The organism is Streptomyces sp. NBC_00846, assembly GCF_045207325.1.
GTDB lineage: Bacteria > Actinomycetota > Actinomycetes > Streptomycetales > Streptomycetaceae > Streptomyces.
This window is the reverse complement of record NZ_CP108846.1, coordinates 311,412-330,124: the sequence shown is the minus strand read 5'-3', so window position 1 is coordinate 330,124 and position 18,713 is coordinate 311,412. Positions and strand designations below refer to the sequence as shown.

Annotated in this window: 17 protein-coding genes; 11 read left to right on the top strand and 6 right to left on the bottom strand. The window is 71.9% G+C overall.

The features are described from left to right. Positions 1 to 19: 19 nt before the first annotated feature. Positions 20 to 1,240: a cysteine desulfurase-like protein gene (locus tag OG936_RS01580; RefSeq protein WP_406491986.1), complete on the bottom strand. Its 1,221-nt coding sequence runs from the start codon at positions 1,238 to 1,240 to the stop codon at positions 20 to 22. A gap of 424 nt (positions 1,241 to 1,664) precedes the next feature. On the opposite strand from OG936_RS01580, the gene OG936_RS01575 reads away from it, so the two are divergent. Together OG936_RS01575 and OG936_RS01570 are read left to right on the top strand one after the other, a co-directional pair. Then, complete coding sequence (locus tag OG936_RS01575; protein WP_406491984.1) at positions 1,665 to 2,633, top strand: hypothetical protein; 969 nt, start codon at positions 1,665 to 1,667, stop codon at positions 2,631 to 2,633. 144 nt (positions 2,634 to 2,777) lie between these two features. Further along, complete coding sequence (locus OG936_RS01570) at positions 2,778 to 3,989, top strand: FUSC family protein (RefSeq protein ID WP_406491982.1); 1,212 nt, start codon at positions 2,778 to 2,780, stop codon at positions 3,987 to 3,989. 42 nt (positions 3,990 to 4,031) lie between these two features. Here OG936_RS01570 and OG936_RS01565 read toward each other — a convergent pair whose 3' ends face one another. After that, entirely contained in the window at positions 4,032 to 5,096 is a 1,065-nt protein-coding gene (locus OG936_RS01565; protein ID WP_406491980.1) for a PP2C family protein-serine/threonine phosphatase, read from the bottom strand. Positions 5,097 to 5,375: 279 nt separating this feature from the next. Here OG936_RS01565 and OG936_RS01560 point away from each other — a divergent pair, with 279 nt between their 5' ends. The 3 genes from OG936_RS01560 to OG936_RS01550 all read left to right on the top strand — a co-directional run bounded on the left by OG936_RS01560 (position 5,376) and on the right by OG936_RS01550 (position 7,267). After that, complete coding sequence (locus tag OG936_RS01560; protein WP_406491979.1) at positions 5,376 to 6,389, top strand: alpha/beta fold hydrolase; 1,014 nt, start codon at positions 5,376 to 5,378, stop codon at positions 6,387 to 6,389. A 78-nt stretch (positions 6,390 to 6,467) separates the two neighbouring features. Further along, positions 6,468 to 6,629 (top strand): hypothetical protein, encoded by a 162-nt coding sequence (locus OG936_RS01555; RefSeq protein ID WP_406491977.1) that lies wholly within the window; start codon positions 6,468 to 6,470, stop codon positions 6,627 to 6,629. Beyond that, positions 6,626 to 7,267: a hypothetical protein gene (locus OG936_RS01550; protein WP_406491975.1), complete on the top strand. Its 642-nt coding sequence runs from the start codon at positions 6,626 to 6,628 to the stop codon at positions 7,265 to 7,267. Before OG936_RS01555 ends, OG936_RS01550 begins: the two co-directional genes overlap by 4 nt. 7 nt (positions 7,268 to 7,274) lie before the next feature. Here the strand turns inward: OG936_RS01550 and OG936_RS01545 are convergent, their stop codons facing one another. Continuing rightward, complete coding sequence (locus OG936_RS01545; RefSeq protein WP_406491973.1) at positions 7,275 to 8,984, bottom strand: protein kinase domain-containing protein; 1,710 nt, start codon at positions 8,982 to 8,984, stop codon at positions 7,275 to 7,277. A 240-nt stretch (positions 8,985 to 9,224) separates the two neighbouring features. Next, the gene (locus OG936_RS01540; protein WP_266744515.1) at positions 9,225 to 9,416 is read right to left on the bottom strand and encodes a DUF6381 family protein; all 192 of its coding nucleotides are present in this window, start codon (positions 9,414 to 9,416) and stop codon (positions 9,225 to 9,227) included. Between the two features lie 132 nt (positions 9,417 to 9,548). On the opposite strand from OG936_RS01540, the gene OG936_RS01535 reads away from it, so the two are divergent. After that, positions 9,549 to 10,232, top strand: a complete 684-nt coding sequence (locus OG936_RS01535; protein ID WP_406491971.1) for a ribonuclease H — start codon at positions 9,549 to 9,551, stop codon at positions 10,230 to 10,232. 191 nt (positions 10,233 to 10,423) lie between these two features. Beyond that, entirely contained in the window at positions 10,424 to 11,149 is a 726-nt protein-coding gene (locus OG936_RS01530) for a CDP-alcohol phosphatidyltransferase family protein (protein WP_406491969.1), read from the top strand. On the opposite strand, the gene OG936_RS01525 is transcribed toward OG936_RS01530, so the two are convergent. After that, entirely contained in the window at positions 11,115 to 11,564 is a 450-nt protein-coding gene (locus OG936_RS01525) for an adenylyltransferase/cytidyltransferase family protein (protein ID WP_266744512.1), read from the bottom strand. The genes OG936_RS01530 and OG936_RS01525 overlap by 35 nt on opposite strands. 209 nt (positions 11,565 to 11,773) lie before the next feature. On the opposite strand from OG936_RS01525, the gene OG936_RS01520 reads away from it, so the two are divergent. From OG936_RS01520 to OG936_RS01510, 3 genes are read left to right on the top strand one after another with little or no spacing between them, the layout of a single operon-like run. Further along, on the top strand, positions 11,774 to 13,039 hold the full coding sequence (locus tag OG936_RS01520) for a glycosyltransferase (protein WP_406491968.1): 1,266 nt from the start codon (positions 11,774 to 11,776) through the stop codon (positions 13,037 to 13,039). Further along, a complete protein-coding gene (locus OG936_RS01515; RefSeq protein ID WP_406491966.1) occupies positions 13,036 to 14,721 on the top strand; it encodes a lipopolysaccharide biosynthesis protein in 1,686 nt (561 codons plus the stop codon). Before OG936_RS01520 ends, OG936_RS01515 begins: the two co-directional genes overlap by 4 nt. Continuing rightward, positions 14,718 to 15,962 (top strand): hypothetical protein, encoded by a 1,245-nt coding sequence (locus OG936_RS01510; protein ID WP_406491965.1) that lies wholly within the window; start codon positions 14,718 to 14,720, stop codon positions 15,960 to 15,962. Before OG936_RS01515 ends, OG936_RS01510 begins: the two co-directional genes overlap by 4 nt. On the opposite strand, the gene OG936_RS01505 is transcribed toward OG936_RS01510, so the two are convergent. After that, complete coding sequence (locus tag OG936_RS01505; RefSeq protein WP_406491963.1) at positions 15,931 to 17,445, bottom strand: hypothetical protein; 1,515 nt, start codon at positions 17,443 to 17,445, stop codon at positions 15,931 to 15,933. The two genes, OG936_RS01510 and OG936_RS01505, sit on opposite strands and share 32 nt — an antisense overlap. Before the next feature lie 107 nt (positions 17,446 to 17,552). Between OG936_RS01505 and OG936_RS01500 the strand changes: the two genes are divergently transcribed. Continuing rightward, positions 17,553 to 18,713: a glycosyltransferase gene (locus tag OG936_RS01500; protein WP_406491961.1), complete on the top strand. Its 1,161-nt coding sequence runs from the start codon at positions 17,553 to 17,555 to the stop codon at positions 18,711 to 18,713.

Below are 18,713 nucleotides of genomic sequence, written 5' to 3'. Positions count from 1 at the left end.
GCCCACCGATGCGCCCGGGTCAGCCCTCGGCGGGTGCCGTGCCGAGGAGGCCGGAGAGGGCGTCCAGCAGGCGGTCGACGTCCGCTTCGTTGTTGTAGGGCGCCAGGCCGATCCGCACTCCGCCCGCCTCCCCGAGCCCGAGCCGGCGGGAAGCCTCCAGTGCGTAGAAGGATCCGGCCGGGGCGACGATGTCCCGCTCCGCCAAGTACTGCGAGGTGGCGGTGGCGCTGCGGCCCGCCAGGGTCAGCAGCAGCGTGGGCGTTCGGTGCGCGGCCCGGGAGTGCACGGTGATGCCACCGAGGCCCGCCAGTCCCTTCTCCATGCGGGCCCGCAGGGCGTCCTCATGGGCCTCGATCGCCGCGAAGGCGGCGAGCAGCCGTTCCCGCCGGGTGCCGTCGATCCCGGGGGCCAGCGAGGCGAGGAAGTCCACCGCCGCAGCGGCCCCGGCCAGCAGTTCGTACGGAAGGGTGCCCAGTTCGAAGCGCTCGGGAACCACGTCGGTGGAGGGCAGCAGCTTGTCCGGCCGCAGCGTCTCCAGCAACTCGGGACGGCTCGCCAGGACGCCCAGGTGCGGGCCGAGGAATTTGTACGGCGAGCAGACCAGGAAGTCGGCTCCGAGACCGCGCAGGTCGACGGCGGCGTGCGAGGCGTAGTGCACCGCGTCGACGTGCAACAGGGCTCCTGCCCGGTGCACCACGTCGGCGACGGCGGGAATGCCGGGGCGTGTACCGATCAGGTTGGACGCCGCGGTCACGGCGACCAGGCGGGTGCGCGCCGAGAGTACGGCGGCGATGTCATCAACCGTCAGTTCACCGGTGGCCGGGTCGAACTCCGCCCAGCGGACCGTGGCGCCCATGGCCTCGGCCGCCTGGATCCAGGGGCGGATGTTGGAGTCGTGGTCGAGACTGCTGACGACCACTTCGTCGCCCGGGCCCCAGTTCTTCGCCAGGGTGCGGGACAGATCGTAGGTCAGCTGGGTGGAGCTGCGGCCGAACACGATGCCCCGCGGATCGGCGCCCAGCAGGTCGGCCAGCGCGCGGCGGGCGCGGATCACGACCGCCTCCGCGTTGCGCTCGCCCTCGGTGAGACGGCCCCGGTTGGCGAGCGGGTTGGCCAGTGCGTCCGCGATGGCGTCGATCACCGGTTGCGGTGTCTGGGTGCCGCCGGGGGCGTCGAACCGGGCGGAGCCCGACTTCAGGGCGGGGATCCGGGCGCGGACAGCGTCGACGTCGAAGGTCATGCGTGCTCCTGGAGACGAGAGGACGAGGCAGGTTCCACCGTACGGAGGCCCCCGGGAGCCCAGCCGGGCAGGGAGCCCGGGGCCGCCGTCGACCCCAGCGGGAGACGGCCGCTGCGCACCGACCAGGTGAGGACCGGTCAGAACCTCATGCTTACGACCTCACCCGGTCGTCAGCCCTGACCACAGAAGGCCGACGCGGCGCAGCACCGCCCCGGCCGGGCCCGGCCAACGCGGTGCTGCGGCCGGGCCCTGCGCTCACCCGGGCGGGCGGTCCGCGTCACTCCGTTGCTGTCGGGGCCGCGCCGTCACCGCCGGTCCCGGCGACGCTGAGTCCGGTGGCGGACCATCGACATCTGTACGGGCACCATCTGTCACGGGCACCCGTCCCCGTGACGTGGGCCCCGAACGGGAACGGGGCGATCGCATGCGCCAACCACTCGGCCGACGCGCCCTGCTGCTCGGCACCGGTGGTCTGCTCGTGGGCACCGCGGGCTGTACGGCAACCTCCCGGACCGCGGCCGGACCGTCCACGCGCGCGTCCCCGCCGCAGTCCTCCCCGCCGCCGCTGCCCACGACCACTGCCTGGCGTCCCGACCGCGACGACGTGGACCCCGACGTGAAACTCCGCGCCGTACAGGTGGTGGAGGCAATCGGCGCGTGGCCCGCCGGGCAGGGGAGCGCGGCCGCGGCGAAGAGGCGGGTGGCCGCGCTGGGGGCCGCACCGTCACTGGTGGACTCGGCGGGCCCGCTGCGGCCCGACGAGTCCACCACCGACGGTGCCGCGCTCCAGGTGATCGACGCGCAGTACGGCGGGATTCTGGCGGACACGGCCAGCGTGATGGTGGTCTGCCGGCAATGGACCCCCGGGCACGCGGGCGGCACGACCGTCGACGTACGCCTGAGCCGGGCGCGGCCCCGCTGGGAGGTCACCGCGCTCCACCCGGGCCGCCCCGGTGCCGCCGCCGCGTCGCTGCCCGCGGTGGCGCGGCAGGTGCTGGACGACCCGCGGATCGGCCTGCCGCCCGCGGCGGAGGCCGACATCCGCAGCGGACACATTCACCCGTCCGTCCTGCGGGCCCTGCTGCGACTGGCCGGCGCGTACCGGATGGACATCACCGTGTTCCGCTCCGGACATCCGTTGTACGTGTTCGGCACCGACCGGCCCAGCGACCACCCACCGGGCCGCGCCTTCGACGTATGGCGGATCGACGGGCACGAGGTCGTCGATCCGGCCACCCCGCACCGGCTGACCGAATCGTTCATGCGGGACGCGGCAGCGGCCGGCTCGTACAACGTCGGCGGACCGATCCGGCTCACCGGGGGCGCGATGGCGAATCAGTTCTTCACCGACGCCACCCATCACGACCACGTGCACGTGGGATTCGCGAGCTGAAGCGCCGGAAAGAGGCGGCAAGAGGGCGGCGGGCAGGTGCGGCCGCCGCGCCCGTGGCGCATCCGATGCGTACGGGCACGGCCGTACGGTGGGGTTCGGTGCGCCGAGGCGGTGTGACGGCGTGCGGGCGGGCATGGGACAGAGATGCCAGCAGTGTCCGTATCCGAGCCCGTGATCAAGCTTGTCCGGCGGACGACCGAACCCGTGGGGGCGCAGACCCTGCGCTCCACGGCAGCCGCCGTCATCGCCTACGTCGTCGCGGTGTGGACCCTGCCGAATCCCGCACCGCTCACGGCACCGCTCACCGCCCTCCTCGTCGTACAGGTCACCCTCTACGCGACCCTCACCACCGGGATCCGCCGGGTGAACTCGGTCGTGGTCGGGGTGCTCATCGCCACCGCGCTCAGCGCCCTGGTCGGCCTCAGCTGGTGGAGCCTCGGACTGACGATCTTCGCCTCGCTGATCATCGGGCGGCTGGTGCGGGTCGACGAGTTCGTCCCCGAGGTGGCGATCAGCGCGATGCTCGTCCTGGGCGTCTCGCAGGTCGCGTACACCGCATGGGACCGCGTGCTGGAAACCCTGATCGGCGCGGGCGTGGGACTGCTGTTCAACCTGCTCTTCGCGCCACCGGTGTGGGTACAGCCGGCGGGCGCCTCCATCGACAGCCTGGCCCGGGCGATGGGACACATGTTCCGTGCCATGGGGGACGACGTCACGGGTCACATCTCGGTCCAGCGGGCGGCCGGCCGGCTCCACGAGGCTCGCCGGCTGGACCACGACATCGTGGAGGTCGACGCCTCCCTCCGGCAGGCCGAGGAAGGCCTCACGCTCAATCCGCGCGTCCGGCAGGGACTGCTGTACCGGGTCGTGCTGCGCACCGGTCTGGATACCCTGGAGATCTGCGCCGTGGTGCTGCGGGTGCTGTCCCGCACGCTGACCGACCTGGCCAAGGCCCGTACCGAGGAGACGCTGTTCCCCGCCGACGTCGCCGCATCCCTGAAGGAGCTGTTCGGGCAGATGGCCGGAGCCATCGAGAGCTTCTCGGAGCTGATCACCACTCCGGTCGCGGAGAACGCCGAGGAGGCGGAGGACCGGCTGGCCCGCGCACTCGCCGTCAGCCGCACGACCCGGGACCGGGTGGCGGACCTGCTTCTCGAGGCCGTTCAGGAACACCCCGGACAGTGGCAGTTGCACGGAGCTCTGCTTGCCGAGGTGGACCGGATTCTGGACGAGCTCGACATCGACAAGCGCACGGAACGCCTGGGCAAGGAGCTCGACCGGCGTTCGGCGCACGTGCACGAACGCCACCCCTGGCTGCGTGCCGTGTCGCGCCGGCTGCGAGGCCGCCAGAACTGAGCCGGCGTGAGACGCCGGCCGTCGCGCGGAGACCGTCGGTGGTCACCCCGGAGTCGGGAGCCGTTCGATGGCGACCAGTGCCGCGTCGTCGCCCAGCCGGCCACCGGCATGGCGGACGAGGTCGGCGCAGAGCGAGTTCAGCAGGTTTTCCGGGCCCTGGCCGCATCGCGAAGCGGCCCGTTCCCGGAGCGGATAGAAGACTCCCGACCGGTCCCGGGACTCGATGACACCGTCCGTGTACAGAAGCAGGGTGTCGCCGACGCCGAAGGCGAACGTCTCCGTCATGTGTTCGGTGACCACCAGTTGTGCCAGACCGAGCGGCGGGGCGGGCACCCGCACATGGAGCGGGATCGCCTCGCCCGCCCGCAGCAGCAACGGCGGTGGATGACCGCAGCTGACCAGGTGGAGCTCGGTGCCGGCATCGGGGATGTCGAGAATGGCCGCGGTGACGAAGGACTCCGCGAGATCCTCGTCGTCGTCCGCGTCATGTACGGCGAAGTTCTGCTCCGGGGTGACGCTCGCCTCCAGATGCGCCACCAGATCCGGCAGCCGCGACTCCTGGCGGGACAGCGCGTGGAAGGCACCCAGCACACTTGCTGCCTCACCGATCGCGGACAGCCCCTTGCCGCGTACATCACCGATGATCAGCCGGGTGCCGTCGCCGGTGCGGGCGGCCGCGTAGAGATCGCCCCCGATCTGCGCCTCCGCCTCCGCGGCCAGATAGACCGAGGCGATGCGCAGCGGGCCACTTCGTACCGGCAGCGGCCACAGCACCACACGCTGCGCCGCCTCGGCCACCGAACGCAACTGCGTCACCGCCAGCTCGTTGCGTTCTCTCAGGTGGGCGAAGAAGGTGACGAAGGCGGAGATGAGGATGAGCGCGACGATCTGGTAGGTGTGGTTGAGGTCGCTGACGTCGGTGTGCCTGACGGCCACGAGGGACTGGGTCAGAACGGCGACGGCGCCGACGAACGCCGTCAGGTGCGGCCCGGCGAACGACGCGGCCAGCGCGGGTGCCGCCACCAGGAACGGGCCGAGATGGACATCCGGCGGCGTGACGATGTCCACCATCGTGACGAGGGCGATCAGCACGAACGGTACCGCCACGAGTGAGTTCCTGCGTCTTCCGGACTCGCGGAACGATTGCAGGAATCGCCGGGACACCATGCTTCCGGAATACCCCACCCGGTCCGCCACCGCCCCTCGTGGGACGGTGACCACGGCGTACGAGGAGTGGCAGGACCCTCCCGCATCGTCACTCCGCGTCGCTCACTTCTCACCCGAACGTCGGCGGTCTTCACTCTCCTGCTCCTCGTGTCGAGCTGTTCGGGCCGGGCCTGGCGACGCTGAGCCCAATCAACCGGTCCACGACGAAGAGAGAACAGCATGACCGTCTCGACCTTCCTCGCCCCGCGGAGACGGATACGCGGGCGTCGCGCGCAGACCCTCGCCGCAGCGCTCACCACGGCCGCCCTGACCACTGCCCCCGTACCCGCCGCCGCAGCCGACGGCGGCGATCAGGCCGCCGCCAAGCCCACGGTGGTGCTGGTGCACGGCGCGTTCGCCGATGCCTCGGGTTGGAACGGCGTGGTGGAACGCCTGAAACGTCACGGGTACCAGGTCACGGTCCCGGCCAATCCGCTGCGTGGGCTCGCCGGTGACTCCGCGTCCCTCGCCGCCGTTCTCAAGACCATCAAGGGACCGATCGTGCTGGCCGGGCATTCCTACGGCGGTGCGGTGATCGGCAACGCCGCCGCCGGGAACCCGAACGTCACATCACTGGTGTACGTGTCCGCGTTCATGCCGGACAAGGGCGAGGGGCTCGCGGATCTGGGCACGAAGTTCGCGGGCAGCGACCTGAACACGGCCCTGAAGCCGGTGCCGACCCTGGGCTCCGACGGCAAGGAGGGCACCGACCTGTACATCCGGTCCGAGAAGTTCCACGACGTCTTCGCGGCGGACGTGCCGCCGGACACCGCGGCCGCGCTGGCCGCCGCCCAACACCCCATCAGCGGAGCCGCGTTCATGGACAAGGCGACCGCGGCGGCCTGGCGGACCATCCCGTCCTGGGCGCTGGTCGCCACCCGGGACAAGGCCATCGCCCCGGACCTCGAACGCTTCGAGGCCAAGCGCGCCAAGTCGCACACCGTCGAGGTCGACTCCTCCCACGCCGCGATGATCTCGCACCCCGACGTCGTCGCCGATCTGATCCGGCAGGCCGCCGGAGACCGGACACCGGCGGACTCGCCGATGGCCCCGACGGGTACCAGCCGCCTGGTCCTGACCTCCCTGGGCGCCCTCGCGGGCGTGAGCATCCTGACCGGCGCGGGCCTCGCTGCGGCGGCACGCAGACGCCGTGCCGGTGCCGCCGACGCCGACGGCACCGGCACGGCTCTCTGAGGAGACCCCGGAGCAGGCCGGTCCCGGTGACCGGAACCGGCCTGCTTTGGTCGCCGCAAGTACGGCGAGGTCACCGTGGTGTTCGACGACACGGCCGGGGTGCGCCAGGAGGTCCCGGCCGTCGTGGAACGCGTCGCCCTCAAGCGGGACGTCCTCGCCCTGTACGACGCCGACCGCCCCGACGACCCGGCCCTCACCAGGGTCGTCATCCCCCGCCGGAAGGTGCTGCGCCTCTCATGACCACGTCGACCTCCTCCACGTCCTCCCTGCGCGGCTTCTTCAGGCTGTTCACCGTGGTGTCCGCGCTCGGCACCGGCCTCGCGCTGGCCGCAGTGGTCCAGGGCGCCGTGGACGGCCCCCGCTGGCTGCTGATGCTCGCGCTCCCCGTGACGGCCCTGGCCCTGACGGCGTACGGCAAGGCGGCCGAGGACATGAAGTCGGGCATCGCCGCCCCCGGGCTGCGCTCCGGCGGCCCGCGCGCCTTCGCGCCCGCCGTGGTCAACGGGGTGAAGGCGGTGAACAAGGAGAACGGCCGGCCGGTCGCCGACGGGCAGGCCGTGAAGTCCGTGTTCGCCTTCGACCTGACCGTGGTGACCGACGAGCTGCCCCCGTACCGGATCGAGGTCCGTCACCCCCTCGACCTGCAGGGGCTGCTGCACAGGTCCAGGGCGGTCGTCGAGTACGACCCCGAGCAGCCCTGGCGGGTCGTCATCCCCAACAACCCGCCGCGCGAGTGGCTGGCCCGCGCGAACAGCCTCGTCCCGCCGACGGCCGAGGTGAAGCGCCGTGCCGGCGGTGTTCCGGCCGGCTTCCGCGCGCTGGCGTCGGGCGTGGTGATCGCGGCCGTGCTGCTGGTGCTGGTATGGGTGCTGGGCTGAGCCGAACTCAGCCGTTGCGCGGGTACTTCTTGAGCACCTTGCCGTTGATGTCGGCCCGCAGATAGGCGCCGCCGTACTCGTCGGAGACGTAGACGCTGAGGGTCGGCCGGTAGTCGTCGAACGGGGAGGCCGCATCGATGTCCACGTAGTGGCTGGTGGGCTCGGCGACACCGAGCTCCTTGTCGGCCCGGCGGATCAGCCCCGGGAGGGCGTCCCAGTCGATCTTCTCCAGGTCCACGGACTTGGCACCCGGCGCGAGGGTGCCGCCGGCCCGTTCGCGGGTGGCCTCGCCGTCCTGGTACGCGTAGACGTCGTACAGGTTCTTGTTCTTCGCGACCGGGGCCTCGACGCGCGCGTGCTCCTCGAACAGCGTGAACGAGGTGATCCGGGTGCCGCCCATCACCGGCTTGAGCGCGGCGATGACGGACCGGGCCCCGGCGGGTGTCAGCAGATTTTTGGTCCGCGCCTCGTTCGCCTCCTTCGCCCCGTCGTTCCCGGCGGCCGAGGGACCGTTGGAGGCCCGGGCCGGGGCGGACGGGGTGCTGCCGGAAGTCTTCGTGTCCGGGTCGGGCACCAGCGACCACACCAGGACGCCGGTCAGGGCGGTCCCGGCGAGAGCGGTGGTGATCGCGACGGCGCGGCCCCGCCGGATCCGGCGACGGATCTCCTGGGCGCCCAGTGTCGCGGGCTCCGGACGCGGGGGAGCGGGGACGGACCGGCGACCGGGCCCGGATGCGCCGGCCGGACGCCGGACGGGGGCGGTGAGCAGGACGGCCGTCGGGCCGGACGGTATCGCGTCCCGCAGCGTGAGCGGCTCCCGGTGCGACGGTACGGCATCCCGCGGGAGGCGGGGGTCCCGCCCGGGCGGCGTCACGGCCGGCGCGCTCACCGCCGCCAGCATCCGGTCCAGTTCCTCGGGGCCGGGCCTGGCCGCCGTGTCCCGGGTCAGCAGCGCGGTCAGTACGGGAGCCAGCGGACCGGCCTGCCGGGGCGCCGGGATCTCCTCGTCGAGCACGGCCGCCAGCGTCGCCAGCGTCGTCGCCCGGCGCAGCGGATGACGGCCCTCCACCGCGACGTACAGCATCATGCCGAGCGACCACAGGTCCGACGAGGGGTCGCCCTCCGCACCGCGGATCCGCTCCGGCGCCATGTAGTCGGGGGAGCCGATGATGGAGCCGGTCGCCGTCAGACTGGTGGACTCGCGGATCGCCGCGATGCCGAAGTCGGTGAGCACCGGGCTGCCGTCGGCCCGCAGCAGTACGTTGGCGGGCTTGACGTCCCGGTGCAGGATTCCCGCGGCGTGGGCGGCGCACAGCGCCGACAGCACCCCGCGGCCGAGCTCCGCGGCCTCGACCGGGGTGAGCGTGCCCTCGGCGAGGCGCTCCGCGAGCGAGGCGCCGGGCACCAGCTCCATCACGATCCACGGGTACGGGTGATCGCCGCCGTCCACGATGTGGTGCACCGTGACGACACCCGGGTGGTCGAGCCGGGCCAGCGCACGGGCCTCACGCAGTACCCGCTCGCGCAGCAGCCGGGCCGACTCCGGGTCGTTCTCGGCGAGCGCGGGGTCCGGAGGCCGTACTTCCTTGAGCGCCACATCGCGGTGCAGAGCCAGGTCATGAGCCCGCCACACCATGCCCATACCGCCACTGCCGAGCCTGCTCACCAGTTCGAAACGGTCGTCGATCACACGGCGCACAGGCCCCCCAGCGTTCATGGAAAAGAGGGTACGGGGCGGGCTCACAGCGGTGCGCACTCGCCCCGAACGCCCCACACGTTGTCGCCCGGCGTGAGCCGCAGGGTCATGATCTGGAACGGCCGCAGCCGCAGCCGCACCACTCGCCCGCCACCTCGCGCGGCCCCGGCGCAGCGAAGCGGCCGACGGCTGCCACTCACTCATGGAAGAGCGGCGAGACGTCGGCCGTTCGCGTGAGACAGGTACTACGTGAAGCGGGTACTACTTGGGCGGGCGAATGTTCCCGCTGCCCATGTTGCCCTGCTGCTCGATCTGCTCCTGCAGCTTGCGGGCCTTCTCCTGGAGCCGCTGGCGCTGCTCAGGGTCGGTGGTGCGCTCAGCGGCCTCGTTCATCTGCCGGGCCTTGTCGCGCAGCTGCTGCGCACGGTCACCGGATTCACGTGCAACGCTCATCATCGCTCCTTGTGCGGTTGGGAAGAGCGGGCTCCATCAGAGAACCAGCGCCGCCGGTCCACCGCACCTCGAATCGTCACTCATTGTGACCGTGTGCCGAGGGGGTGGTGCGGCGCTGGCATGATCGGGGGCATGAACGAGAGCATCATCGCCGCGTGTGACGGGGCATCGAAGGGCAATCCGGGGCCTGCGGCCTGGGCGTGGGTCGTGGCCGATGCGCAGGGGCGACCGGAGCGCTGGGAGGCCGGCCCGCTGGGGACGGCCACCAACAACGTCGCCGAACTCACCGCGTTGCGGGAGCTGTTGGAGTCCACGGACCCGTCCGTGCCGGTCGAGGTGCGGATGGACTCGCAGTACGCGATGAACGCGGTGACGAAGTGGCTGCCGGGGTGGAAGCGCAACGGCTGGAAGACCTCGGCGGGAAAGCCGGTGGCCAACCGTGACCTGGTGGCGGGTATCGACGCCCTGCTGACCGGCCGTGCCGTGAAGTTCGTCTACGTCCCCGCCCACCAGGTGGACGGGGACCCGCTCAACGCCCTTGCCGATCAGGCCGCGAGCGAGGCCGCTGTGGCGCAGCGGCCGGCCGGTACCGCGCACGGTTCGCAGTTGCCGAAGCCCGCTCCCGCCCGCGCGACGGAGGGGCGGAGCAAGAGCGTTGCGGCGAAGAAGGCGGGAGGTGCGGCGCGTTCCGGTGGAACCATCCGGGCCCGGTTCGCCGGCCGCTGCCACTGCGGAAAGTCTTATGCGGCCCAGGAGATGATCGCCAAGAACCCGAACGGCTGGGGCCACCCGGAGTGCCGCACCGTGTCCGCCTGAAGCGCGGTCGCGCCGGGCCCGCGCACCCGGCGCGGGCCCGGCGGGCGCCGATCGACGGCTGCGGGAGCGGGCGAGTGGCCACGCGCGACACCGGCCGCGTGCCATGATGCGGTTCCGGCGGCGGCAACCGCGGCGCACCACCGGTGCCCTGCCGGTGCCGCCGGAGGCAACCGCGACACGCTGGGGGGCGTATGGGAAGCACGGGCACGGTTCTGCGTGAGTTGCGTGGTGCGCAGAAGACGGCCAAGGGGGTGTCGCTGTACTCGCGGTACGTGAACCGGCCGGCCGGCCGGGTGTTCGCCGCCGCCGCGTACCGTATCGGGCTGTCGCCCAATCAAGTCACCTTGATCAGTGCGGCGTTCACCTTCGCCGCCATCGCCGCGGTGGCGCTCGTCCGGCCGTCCTGGGGGCTCGCGGGTGGGGTGTACGCGGGCCTCGCCGTCGGCTTCGCCCTCGATTCGGCCGACGGGCAGCTGGCCAGGCTGACCGGGCGGGGAGGGCCGGACGGCGAGTGGCTGGACCATGTCGTGGACTGCGCCAAGATGATTCTCGTACACACCGCTGTCCTGATCTCGTTCCAGCGCTTCTTCGGTCTGCCGTCCCAGGGCTGGCTGCTCCTGCCGCTGGGCTTCCTGTTCGCCGCCGTGCTGGCCTTTTGCGCGGGGCTGTTGCGTGAGCAGCTGGGCAAGGCGGCCGTCCGGTCGGCGGCGGGCGGCAGCGGCCCGGTGTCCCGGGTGCGGGCCGTGGCGCTGCTGCCCGCCGACTACGGGGTGTTCTGCCTGGTGTTCCTGCTGCTCGGCGACCGGACCGCGTTCCGCGTCGGATACGCGGTGCTCGCCGTCGTGCACGCGCTGTTCCTGGTGGCGTTCCTCGCCAAGTGGTTCAGGGAGCTGAAAGCGCTCCGGGCTGCGGACTGACGAGCGTGTCCAGCGCCCGGCGCAGCTGGGTGCTGGACGTGTGCACGGTGTACGGGAAGTAGACCACCTCCACGCCGACCTCGGCGAAGTCGCGCTCGAGCCGCTTGCCCTTCTCCGTGTCCCGCCAGTCGTCCCCCTTGAAGATGACGTCGAACCTGACCTGCTGCCAGGTCTCGACCTTGTCGGGCACCGTCTCGACGAACGCCGCGTCCACGTACCGGACGCTGCGTACGATCTCCAGCCGTTCCGGCAGCGGAATCACCGGCTTGTGGCCCTTGGCGAGCGCGGCCATCTCGTCCGAGACGACGCCCGCGACGAGGTAGTCGCACTGGCTGCGGGCATGCCGCAGGATGTTCAGGTGCCCAATGTGGAACAGGTCGTAGACACCCGGCGCGTAGCCGACCCTGTGCACCATCCGTTCTCTCCCCCCACGGTGAACCTGATGTCCGTGTCCCGCGGCGGTTGTCCGGACATGGCATCCGGTGGAGCGGGATATCGGTATCGGTTTTGATGGTGCAACGACCTTACTGTGAAGACCACTTGCGCATCACGTGAACGGATAAGCTCACTTTTGGGGCTGTTCCTTGGGGGAACACAGATTTTCCGGGGGGAAGGCGAGCGTCCATGTCCGATGCCGACCGTCACACACCGTTCGAGGGCCGTACGCTGCTGCTCGTCTCGACCAACTACGCGCCCGAGCTGACGGGCATCGGCCCGTACGCCGCGCAGCTCGCCGAGCACTGGGCCGCGTCCGGGGCCGAGACCCATGTACTGACCGGTATGCCGCACTATCCGTCCTGGCGGACCGAGGCCGGGTACCGGGGCGTGTGGCGGGTCACCGAGAAGCGGGCCGGGGTCACCGTCCACCGGCGAAGACACTATGTGCCGTCCCGGCAGAGCGCCCTGCGCCGGGCCGCGTTCGAGGCGACGGTGCTCGGGCACGGACTGCTGGGGCCACCCTTTCCGCGCCCGCCGGACGCGGTGATCTCCCAGCTGCCCAGTCTCGCGGGCGGCGTCATCGGGGCCCGGCTGGCCCGCCGCCGGAACGTGCCGTATATACCGGTCGTGCAGGATCTGATGGGCGCCGCCGCCGCGCAGAGCGGAATCCGGGGCGGTGGCCGGGCAGCGGCCGTCGCGTCGGCGGCCGAACGTTACGCGCTGCGCGGCGCCGCCCTCGTCGGCGTCATCCACGAGACCTTCGTCCCGCGCGTCACCGCGTACGGAGTGGACCCCGGACGCATCCGTCTCGTCCCCAACTGGTCGCACGTGCAGGCGCCTTCGGCCGACCGGGCCCGGACGAGGGCGGGACTCGGCTGGAGCGAGGGCGCCCCCGTGGTCCTGCACTCCGGGAACATGGGGCTCAAGCAGGGCCTGGAAGTCCTCGTCGACGCGGCCCGGCTGGCACCGGGGATCCGCTTCGTGCTGATGGGGGACGGGAACCAGCGCGCGGCGCTGCTGGGGCGCGCGGCGGGCCTGCGCAACCTCGATTTCCTGCCGTCGGCCGCCTCCGAGGAGTTCACCGACATCCTCGCCGCCGCCGATGTACTCGCGGTGACCCAGCGGGCGTCCGTGCTCGACATGAGCGTCCCGTCCAAACTCACCTCGTACTTCGTCTCGGGCCGCCCCGTCGTCGCCTCGGTCGCCGACGGGGGCGGCACCGCCCAGGAGATCCACCGGTCCGGCGCCGGGATCCTCGTCGCGCCGGAGGACCCCGCCGCGCTGCTCTCGGCCGTACGCAAGCTCGTCGAAACACCGGCCGAGGCGGACCGGCTCGGCGCCAACGGGCCGCGGTACGTCGCACGACACCTGAGCCGGGAGGCGGGCCTCGCCCGCTTCGACGCACTGCTCACCGAGGTCCTCGCGGACGCACAAGGGAGACCACGCCGATGACCCAGCCGATCCGCGCCCTGGAGGACCAGGACGAACCCGCGCTGCTGCGGGACCAGTTCCGCCAGCTCCTGCGCTACCGCACACTGCTCGCCTCCGGAGTGGCCCTCGGACTGCTCGGCGGCGGCTGGCTCGCCCTCAGCGGCGAGGAGAGCTACACATCGACGGGCGAGGTCGTCGTACGGTCCGCCGCCTCCGACCCCTTCGCCGCGGGCGCCTCCGCCGACAAGGGCATCAACATCGGCTCCGAGCGGCAGACCGCCGTCAGCGACACCGTAGGCACCCTGGCCATCGGGTCCCTGGCCAGGAGCGGCGACCGGGTGGAGGTCGGGACCCTGCTGTCCGGCCTCCAGGTCACCAACCCGCCCAACACCCTCGTGCTCCGCTTCACGTACACCGGCCGCACCCCCGCCCTCGCGAAGGCGCGGGCCCAGGCGCTCGCCGACGCCTACCTGGAGATCCGCCGGCAACGCACCGAGGACAGCATCGCCAACATGGTCGGCGGTTACCGCGCCCAGCTGAAGCCGCTCACCGAACAGCGCGACCAACTCGCCGAGCAGTCCGTCGGAAGCAACGACGTGACCAGCGCCCGCGCCAACCTCGTCGTGTCGATCTCCGAACTGAGCCGGAAGATCTCCGAGTTGCGCGCCCTGGACACGACCCCCGGCTACCTCACCAAGAAGCCCGCCGCGCCCACCGAGCCCACCGGCGCGGGACTTCCCCTGCTGCTGGGACTCGGCGGTGTCGTCGGTCTCGCGCTCGGACTGCTGCTGTCCTGGGTACGGCTCGTCTTCGACCCGGCCGTGCGTTCCACCCGGGAGCTGGTCCGCTCGCTCGGCGCCCCGCTGCTCGGCACCCTGCCCAGGGAGCGGGCAGCGGCGGGCGCGCTGCTCGCCATCGGGCGGAGCGGGAGCCGGCTCGCCGAGGAGTACCGGGCGGTCGCCTTCCGGCTCGCCTACGATCCGTCGTTCGCCCAGCGCCGCAGACTCCTGGTCACGTCCCCGCGCGGGGACGGCGACGCGCCGGCCGCCGCCGCCGTCAACCTGGCCGCGGCCTTCGCCGAGATGGGACGGGACGTACTCCTGATGGAGGCGGATCTGCGTACCCCGTCCCTGGCCAGGGCCCTCGGCCCGGCCGTGCAGGGCGCCCGGCCGCGCTGGGCGGCGGAGGGCGAACGGCCCTGGCCGTCGGAGAGCCGGATGAACGTGGACGTCCCCGGATCGGGCGCCTTCACCCTGATAGCGGGCCGGCGCACGGACAACGTGCCGCGGGCCCTGACCTCCGCGCCCGTCGGACGGATCGTCTCCGAGGGCGACCGGCCGGGCGTCGTCGTCATCGTGCTGGCCCCGCCCGTGCTGTCGTACGCCGACGCCGTCGCGCTGATCGACCGGGTGGAGGGTGTCATGGTGGTCTGCGACCCCCGCGAGGTGCACCGCAGCGACCTGGAACGGATCGGCGAGATCATCGGAGCGGCCGGCGGCACCGTGCTCGGCGCCCTGCTGCACCCTGGCCAAGGCCGCCACGAGCGCCGGGCCCGCAAGAAGGCCCGCAAGAAGGCCGGCAAGCGCCGCGCGGGCACGGACCGGCCCGGCCGGGCCGAAGACGGCCACGGCCCCGAGCACGCCGGTGACCCCGCCGAGACCCTTGGCCTGCGCACCTTCGACTCCACCGCGGAACACAGATGAGGGCACGGACCGCGATCCTCTGCTCGGTCGCGGACCAGGGCGTCGCGGCGCTCACCAACATCCTGGTGCTGGTGGCCGCCGCCCGGCTCTCCACCGTGGCCGACTTCGCCCGCTTCTCGGCGGTCTATCTGGTCTTCACCGTCCTGCTGGGCGTCTTCGGTGCCTACACGGGGCAGCCGCTCGTCCTGCGGCGCGGCGAGAGCGACGAAGTGGGCGGCGCGTGCCGGTCCGCGGTCACCTTCACCCTGCTCGCCGCGGCCGGGCTCGGCGCCCTGCTCGCCGCCGTCTGCCTGCCGCTGCCGGGCGCCACCGCCCGTGCCCTGATGATGCTGGGACTGGTCCTGCCGGTGGTGCTGGGGCAGGACACCATGCGGTACGCCTTCTCCACCCTGCACCTGCCGCACCTGGCACTGGCGGGTGACGTGCTCAGACTGGCCTGTGTGCTCGGCGCGCTGGCCACGCAGCCCCACGGCGCCCCGGCCGCCCGGCTCGTCACCGTCTGGGGACTGTCCGCGCTGCCGGCCCTGCTGCTGTCGGCCGCCCTGCTGCACCGCAGAGTGGCCGGAACACCGCTGCGGCTCACGGCCCTGCTGCGGCGAGGACATCTGGGGTGGCGCTTCGTGGTGGAGTTCGGCGTGGGAAACGCCACCAGTCAGCTCTCCGTACTCGCGCTGGGCACGGTCGGCAACCCGCTGGTGGTCGGCGCCCTGCGTGGCGCCACCACCCTCTTCGGACCGCTGAACGTGCTGTTCACCTCGGCCACCGGCTTCGGCCCGCCGCTGCTCGGGCGGCTCTCCTCCGAACGGCGCAGGGTACGCGCCACGGCGACCCTCGCCGCCGTCCTGGCCGCCACGGCCGCCGCCTGGGCCGCCGCGCTCGCCCTGCTGCCCGACGGGATCGGCCGCCATCTGCTCGGCGACACCTGGCCCACGGCGGCCGCCCTGCTCCCCGCGACCGGCAGCCAGTACGCGGCGATGGCCGTCGGCACCTGCGGACTGCTGGCCCTGCGGATGCTCGACCCCCGTACCACCCTCGCCATCCAGGTGGTCTTCTCACTCGTCGCCGTGGCCTTCCTCACCGGCGGCTATGTGCTCGGCGGGGTGCCCGGCGCGGCCTGGGGTCTGTGCCTGGGATCCGTCTGCAAGGCGGTGGCCACCTGGACCCGGGTGACCCGGCTGAGCCGCCGCACCGCGGGCGACCAGCCGCCCGTCAGCGCGCGCGCCATCCGTTCCGGCTCCTGAAACTGGTGACCAGCAGCAGACACAGGGCCGCGATCGCCAGCTTCCCGACGGACTGCAACAGCGGCCCGCGCAACAGGATGAAGGTGTACCCGGCGATCAGCGGAGCGGCGATCGCCAGAACGCTGCCTGGGCCCGGACCGTCCCGGGAGACGGCGCGCGCGTAACGCCGGTCGGTGCGTGCCGCGGCGTACCCGATCAGTGCGAACGCACCGACCATGCCCGGAGCCCCGAAGTCGACCCAGAGCTCGGTCCACAGCGGCGCCGACAGGTTGGTCATGTTCATCCCCATCCACTGGCCGACACGCACCCCGGTGTCCTCCGGCTTGCCGCTCCACACCGACCGGGGCACGAAGAACAGTGCGGAGCCCGCCAGTTGACGCCCATAGGTGTGGCCCCGGGTGTCGACCCAGGAGACGGTGTTGGCGAACATCACCGCCTGGTCGTAGTCCTTGGTGGCCAGCGGCTCGAAGACCGACGACGAATCCACCGGCCGGTACCCGGAGCTGTCGTAGCGGAACCGGTCCGCGTACGGGAACAGCACCAATGCCCCGACCACCCCCATGGCGAGCACCGAGCGGTACATCGCCGCGCTGCTCGGGAACGCGGTGAACAGGAGCGAGACCAGTACAGTTACGAACCAGTAACGAGCATTGGAAATAGGGTTGTTGACGATGACGTTGAGGGCCAGCAACGCACACCAGACAAGCACCGTCGAGGGGGAGCGCCGGGCCCGGCGCGAGGTCACCAGCCGACGGGTCCAGAAGAGCAGCCCGAGCAGCGCGGGTACCGTACCGAAGCCCTTGAGGAAGGCCGACCCCACATGGGACTCGTCCGACACCACCCCGCTGGCCGCGACCGAGGCGCTGATCTCCTGGCGACTGGTGAAGAAGATGGCGGGCCCGCCGAGCTTCACGATGTAATAGCCGCTCGCCGCGAAGGCCAGCACCACCAACAGCCTGAGCCGGCCCCGGTGCGCCGTCGCCGGACCGCTCCCGGAGCGTGTGGTGGCCCGGCGGCGCAGCGGGCGCCGGGACGCCAGCAGCGCCCCCAGGTCGAACGCCGCACATCCCACCAGGACCAGCGCGATGGCCGTCACCAGATCCGACCGCGGCCCGACCATCGGGGTGGGGGTCTGCCCGATGACCACCTGCGCGAACGGCGCCACCCCCATCGCGATGTACACGAACATCCAGAAGACGCCCTGCAACAGGCGGCGCCGGGTGGACAGGATCATCGTGGCGAGCCGGGCCCCCGCATAGCAGGTCAGCACGAGCTGCAGCCAGTACGCGCTGTCCCGGACTCCGGTGCCTGGCTGCGCGGCGATCACCGCGGGCAGGAAGCAGACCAGGCCGAGGATGAGCGGCACGGCGAAGGCGCGCGACAGCATGGCCCACGACAGGGGCTTCGCCGGCGGCCGGCCCGGGTCCTGCGGGCCGTGCTCCGGTACGGGGGCGGACGGAGCCGCCTCGTGCACGGACGTCATCTGCCCCCCCCGTTCCGTGGATCTGTGAACACTCTAACGAATCAACCCACTTGGGGGGTTTGGATGACTAGTCTGTAAAAGACTGGCCGAGACTGAGGGGAACTCTGGTGAAGATCCTGCACGTCGTCACACTGCACACTCCGGACCACGCGTTCGGCGGTCCGACAAGAGTGGCGCTCAACCTGGCGAAGGTCCAGCGGGCCGGCGGCGACGACGCCCGCATCATGGCACTGGGCGACGGCTTCGAGGGGCGACTGCCGCGGGAGGTCGAGGGAGTCCCGGTCCTTCTCTTCCGTGCCCGTCATCTGCTTCCCATGTTCGAGGTCAGCGGAATCACCTCCGGCGCGCTCCTGCTCGCCGCCCGGCGCATGATGCGCGGCGCCGATCTCGTCCATGTCCATCTGATGCGCGACCTGGTGACGCTCCCCACCGCGCTGCTCGCGCTGGCCTCCCGCACGCCCCTGGTCGTCCAGACCCACGGCATGGTGGATCCGACCGAGAAGCGGGTCGCCCAGCTGACCGATCTGCTGGGCGTACGCAAGGTGCTGCGCGAAGCCGACGCCGTGCTGCATCTGACCGAGATGGAGCGTCTCGATGTGAACGCCGTTGCCGCACCGGTGCCGTTGACCCGCACCGTACGGCTGGTCAACGGTGTACGGCCGCAGAAGCCGAAGCCAGCCCGCGCGCCGGGGCGGCCGCCGACGGTCCTCTTCCTGGGCCGGATCCAGGAGCGCAAGCGTCCGCAGGACTTCGTCGCCGCGATGCCGACGGTCCTGGCCGAGCACCCGGACGCCCGGTTCGTGCTGGCCGGACCTGACACCGGAGCGCTGTCGGCGACTCTCGAACTCGCCCGCGAACTGGGGGTGATGGGCTCCCTCCACCACAGGGGACCGCTCGGCCACGAAGAGGTTCTGGCCGCGGACCGGGAGGCCGATGTGTACGTACTGCCGTCGATCGAGGAACCCCTGGCCGTCTCCGTCCTCGAAGCGATGTCGGTCGGCACCCCCGTGGTCATCACCCGCACCAGTGGCCTCGGGGACGATGTCGCGCGGGCCGGGGCCGGCCGGGTGATCGACAGCCGGGTCGGCGAGGACGGGAAGAACGCGCTCAAGGTGGCCGGGGCGATTCTGGAACTCCTCGAACCCGCAGCCAACGACCGTGCGGGGAAGGCGGCTTGGGACCTGGTCAACAAGGAATTCACCATCGAGGCCGTGACCCGGACCCTCCGGCGGACCTACGAGGACGTGGTCCGCCGGAAGGCGCACTGA

What these genes read in the sequence shown, in the direction of transcription:
- OG936_RS01515 (WP_406491966.1), top strand. Translation starts at nt 13,036, where the DNA reads ATGACCCAGCCGATCCGCGCCCTGGAGGACCAGGACGAACCCGCGCTG.
- OG936_RS01505 (WP_406491963.1), bottom strand. Translation starts at nt 17,445, where the DNA reads ATGACGTCCGTGCACGAGGCGGCTCCGTCCGCCCCCGTACCGGAGCAC.
- OG936_RS01540 (WP_266744515.1), bottom strand. Translation starts at nt 9,416, where the DNA reads ATGAGCGTTGCACGTGAATCCGGTGACCGTGCGCAGCAGCTGCGCGAC.
- OG936_RS01510 (WP_406491965.1), top strand. Translation starts at nt 14,718, where the DNA reads ATGAGGGCACGGACCGCGATCCTCTGCTCGGTCGCGGACCAGGGCGTC.
- OG936_RS01560 (WP_406491979.1), top strand. Translation starts at nt 5,376, where the DNA reads ATGACCGTCTCGACCTTCCTCGCCCCGCGGAGACGGATACGCGGGCGT.
- OG936_RS01530 (WP_406491969.1), top strand. Translation starts at nt 10,424, where the DNA reads ATGGGAAGCACGGGCACGGTTCTGCGTGAGTTGCGTGGTGCGCAGAAG.
- OG936_RS01535 (WP_406491971.1), top strand. Translation starts at nt 9,549, where the DNA reads ATGAACGAGAGCATCATCGCCGCGTGTGACGGGGCATCGAAGGGCAAT.
- OG936_RS01520 (WP_406491968.1), top strand. Translation starts at nt 11,774, where the DNA reads ATGTCCGATGCCGACCGTCACACACCGTTCGAGGGCCGTACGCTGCTG.
- OG936_RS01545 (WP_406491973.1), bottom strand. Translation starts at nt 8,984, where the DNA reads ATGAACGCTGGGGGGCCTGTGCGCCGTGTGATCGACGACCGTTTCGAA.
- OG936_RS01575 (WP_406491984.1), top strand. Translation starts at nt 1,665, where the DNA reads ATGCGCCAACCACTCGGCCGACGCGCCCTGCTGCTCGGCACCGGTGGT.
- OG936_RS01580 (WP_406491986.1), bottom strand. Translation starts at nt 1,240, where the DNA reads ATGACCTTCGACGTCGACGCTGTCCGCGCCCGGATCCCCGCCCTGAAG.
- OG936_RS01570 (WP_406491982.1), top strand. Translation starts at nt 2,778, where the DNA reads ATGCCAGCAGTGTCCGTATCCGAGCCCGTGATCAAGCTTGTCCGGCGG.
- OG936_RS01550 (WP_406491975.1), top strand. Translation starts at nt 6,626, where the DNA reads ATGACCACGTCGACCTCCTCCACGTCCTCCCTGCGCGGCTTCTTCAGG.
- OG936_RS01525 (WP_266744512.1), bottom strand. Translation starts at nt 11,564, where the DNA reads ATGGTGCACAGGGTCGGCTACGCGCCGGGTGTCTACGACCTGTTCCAC.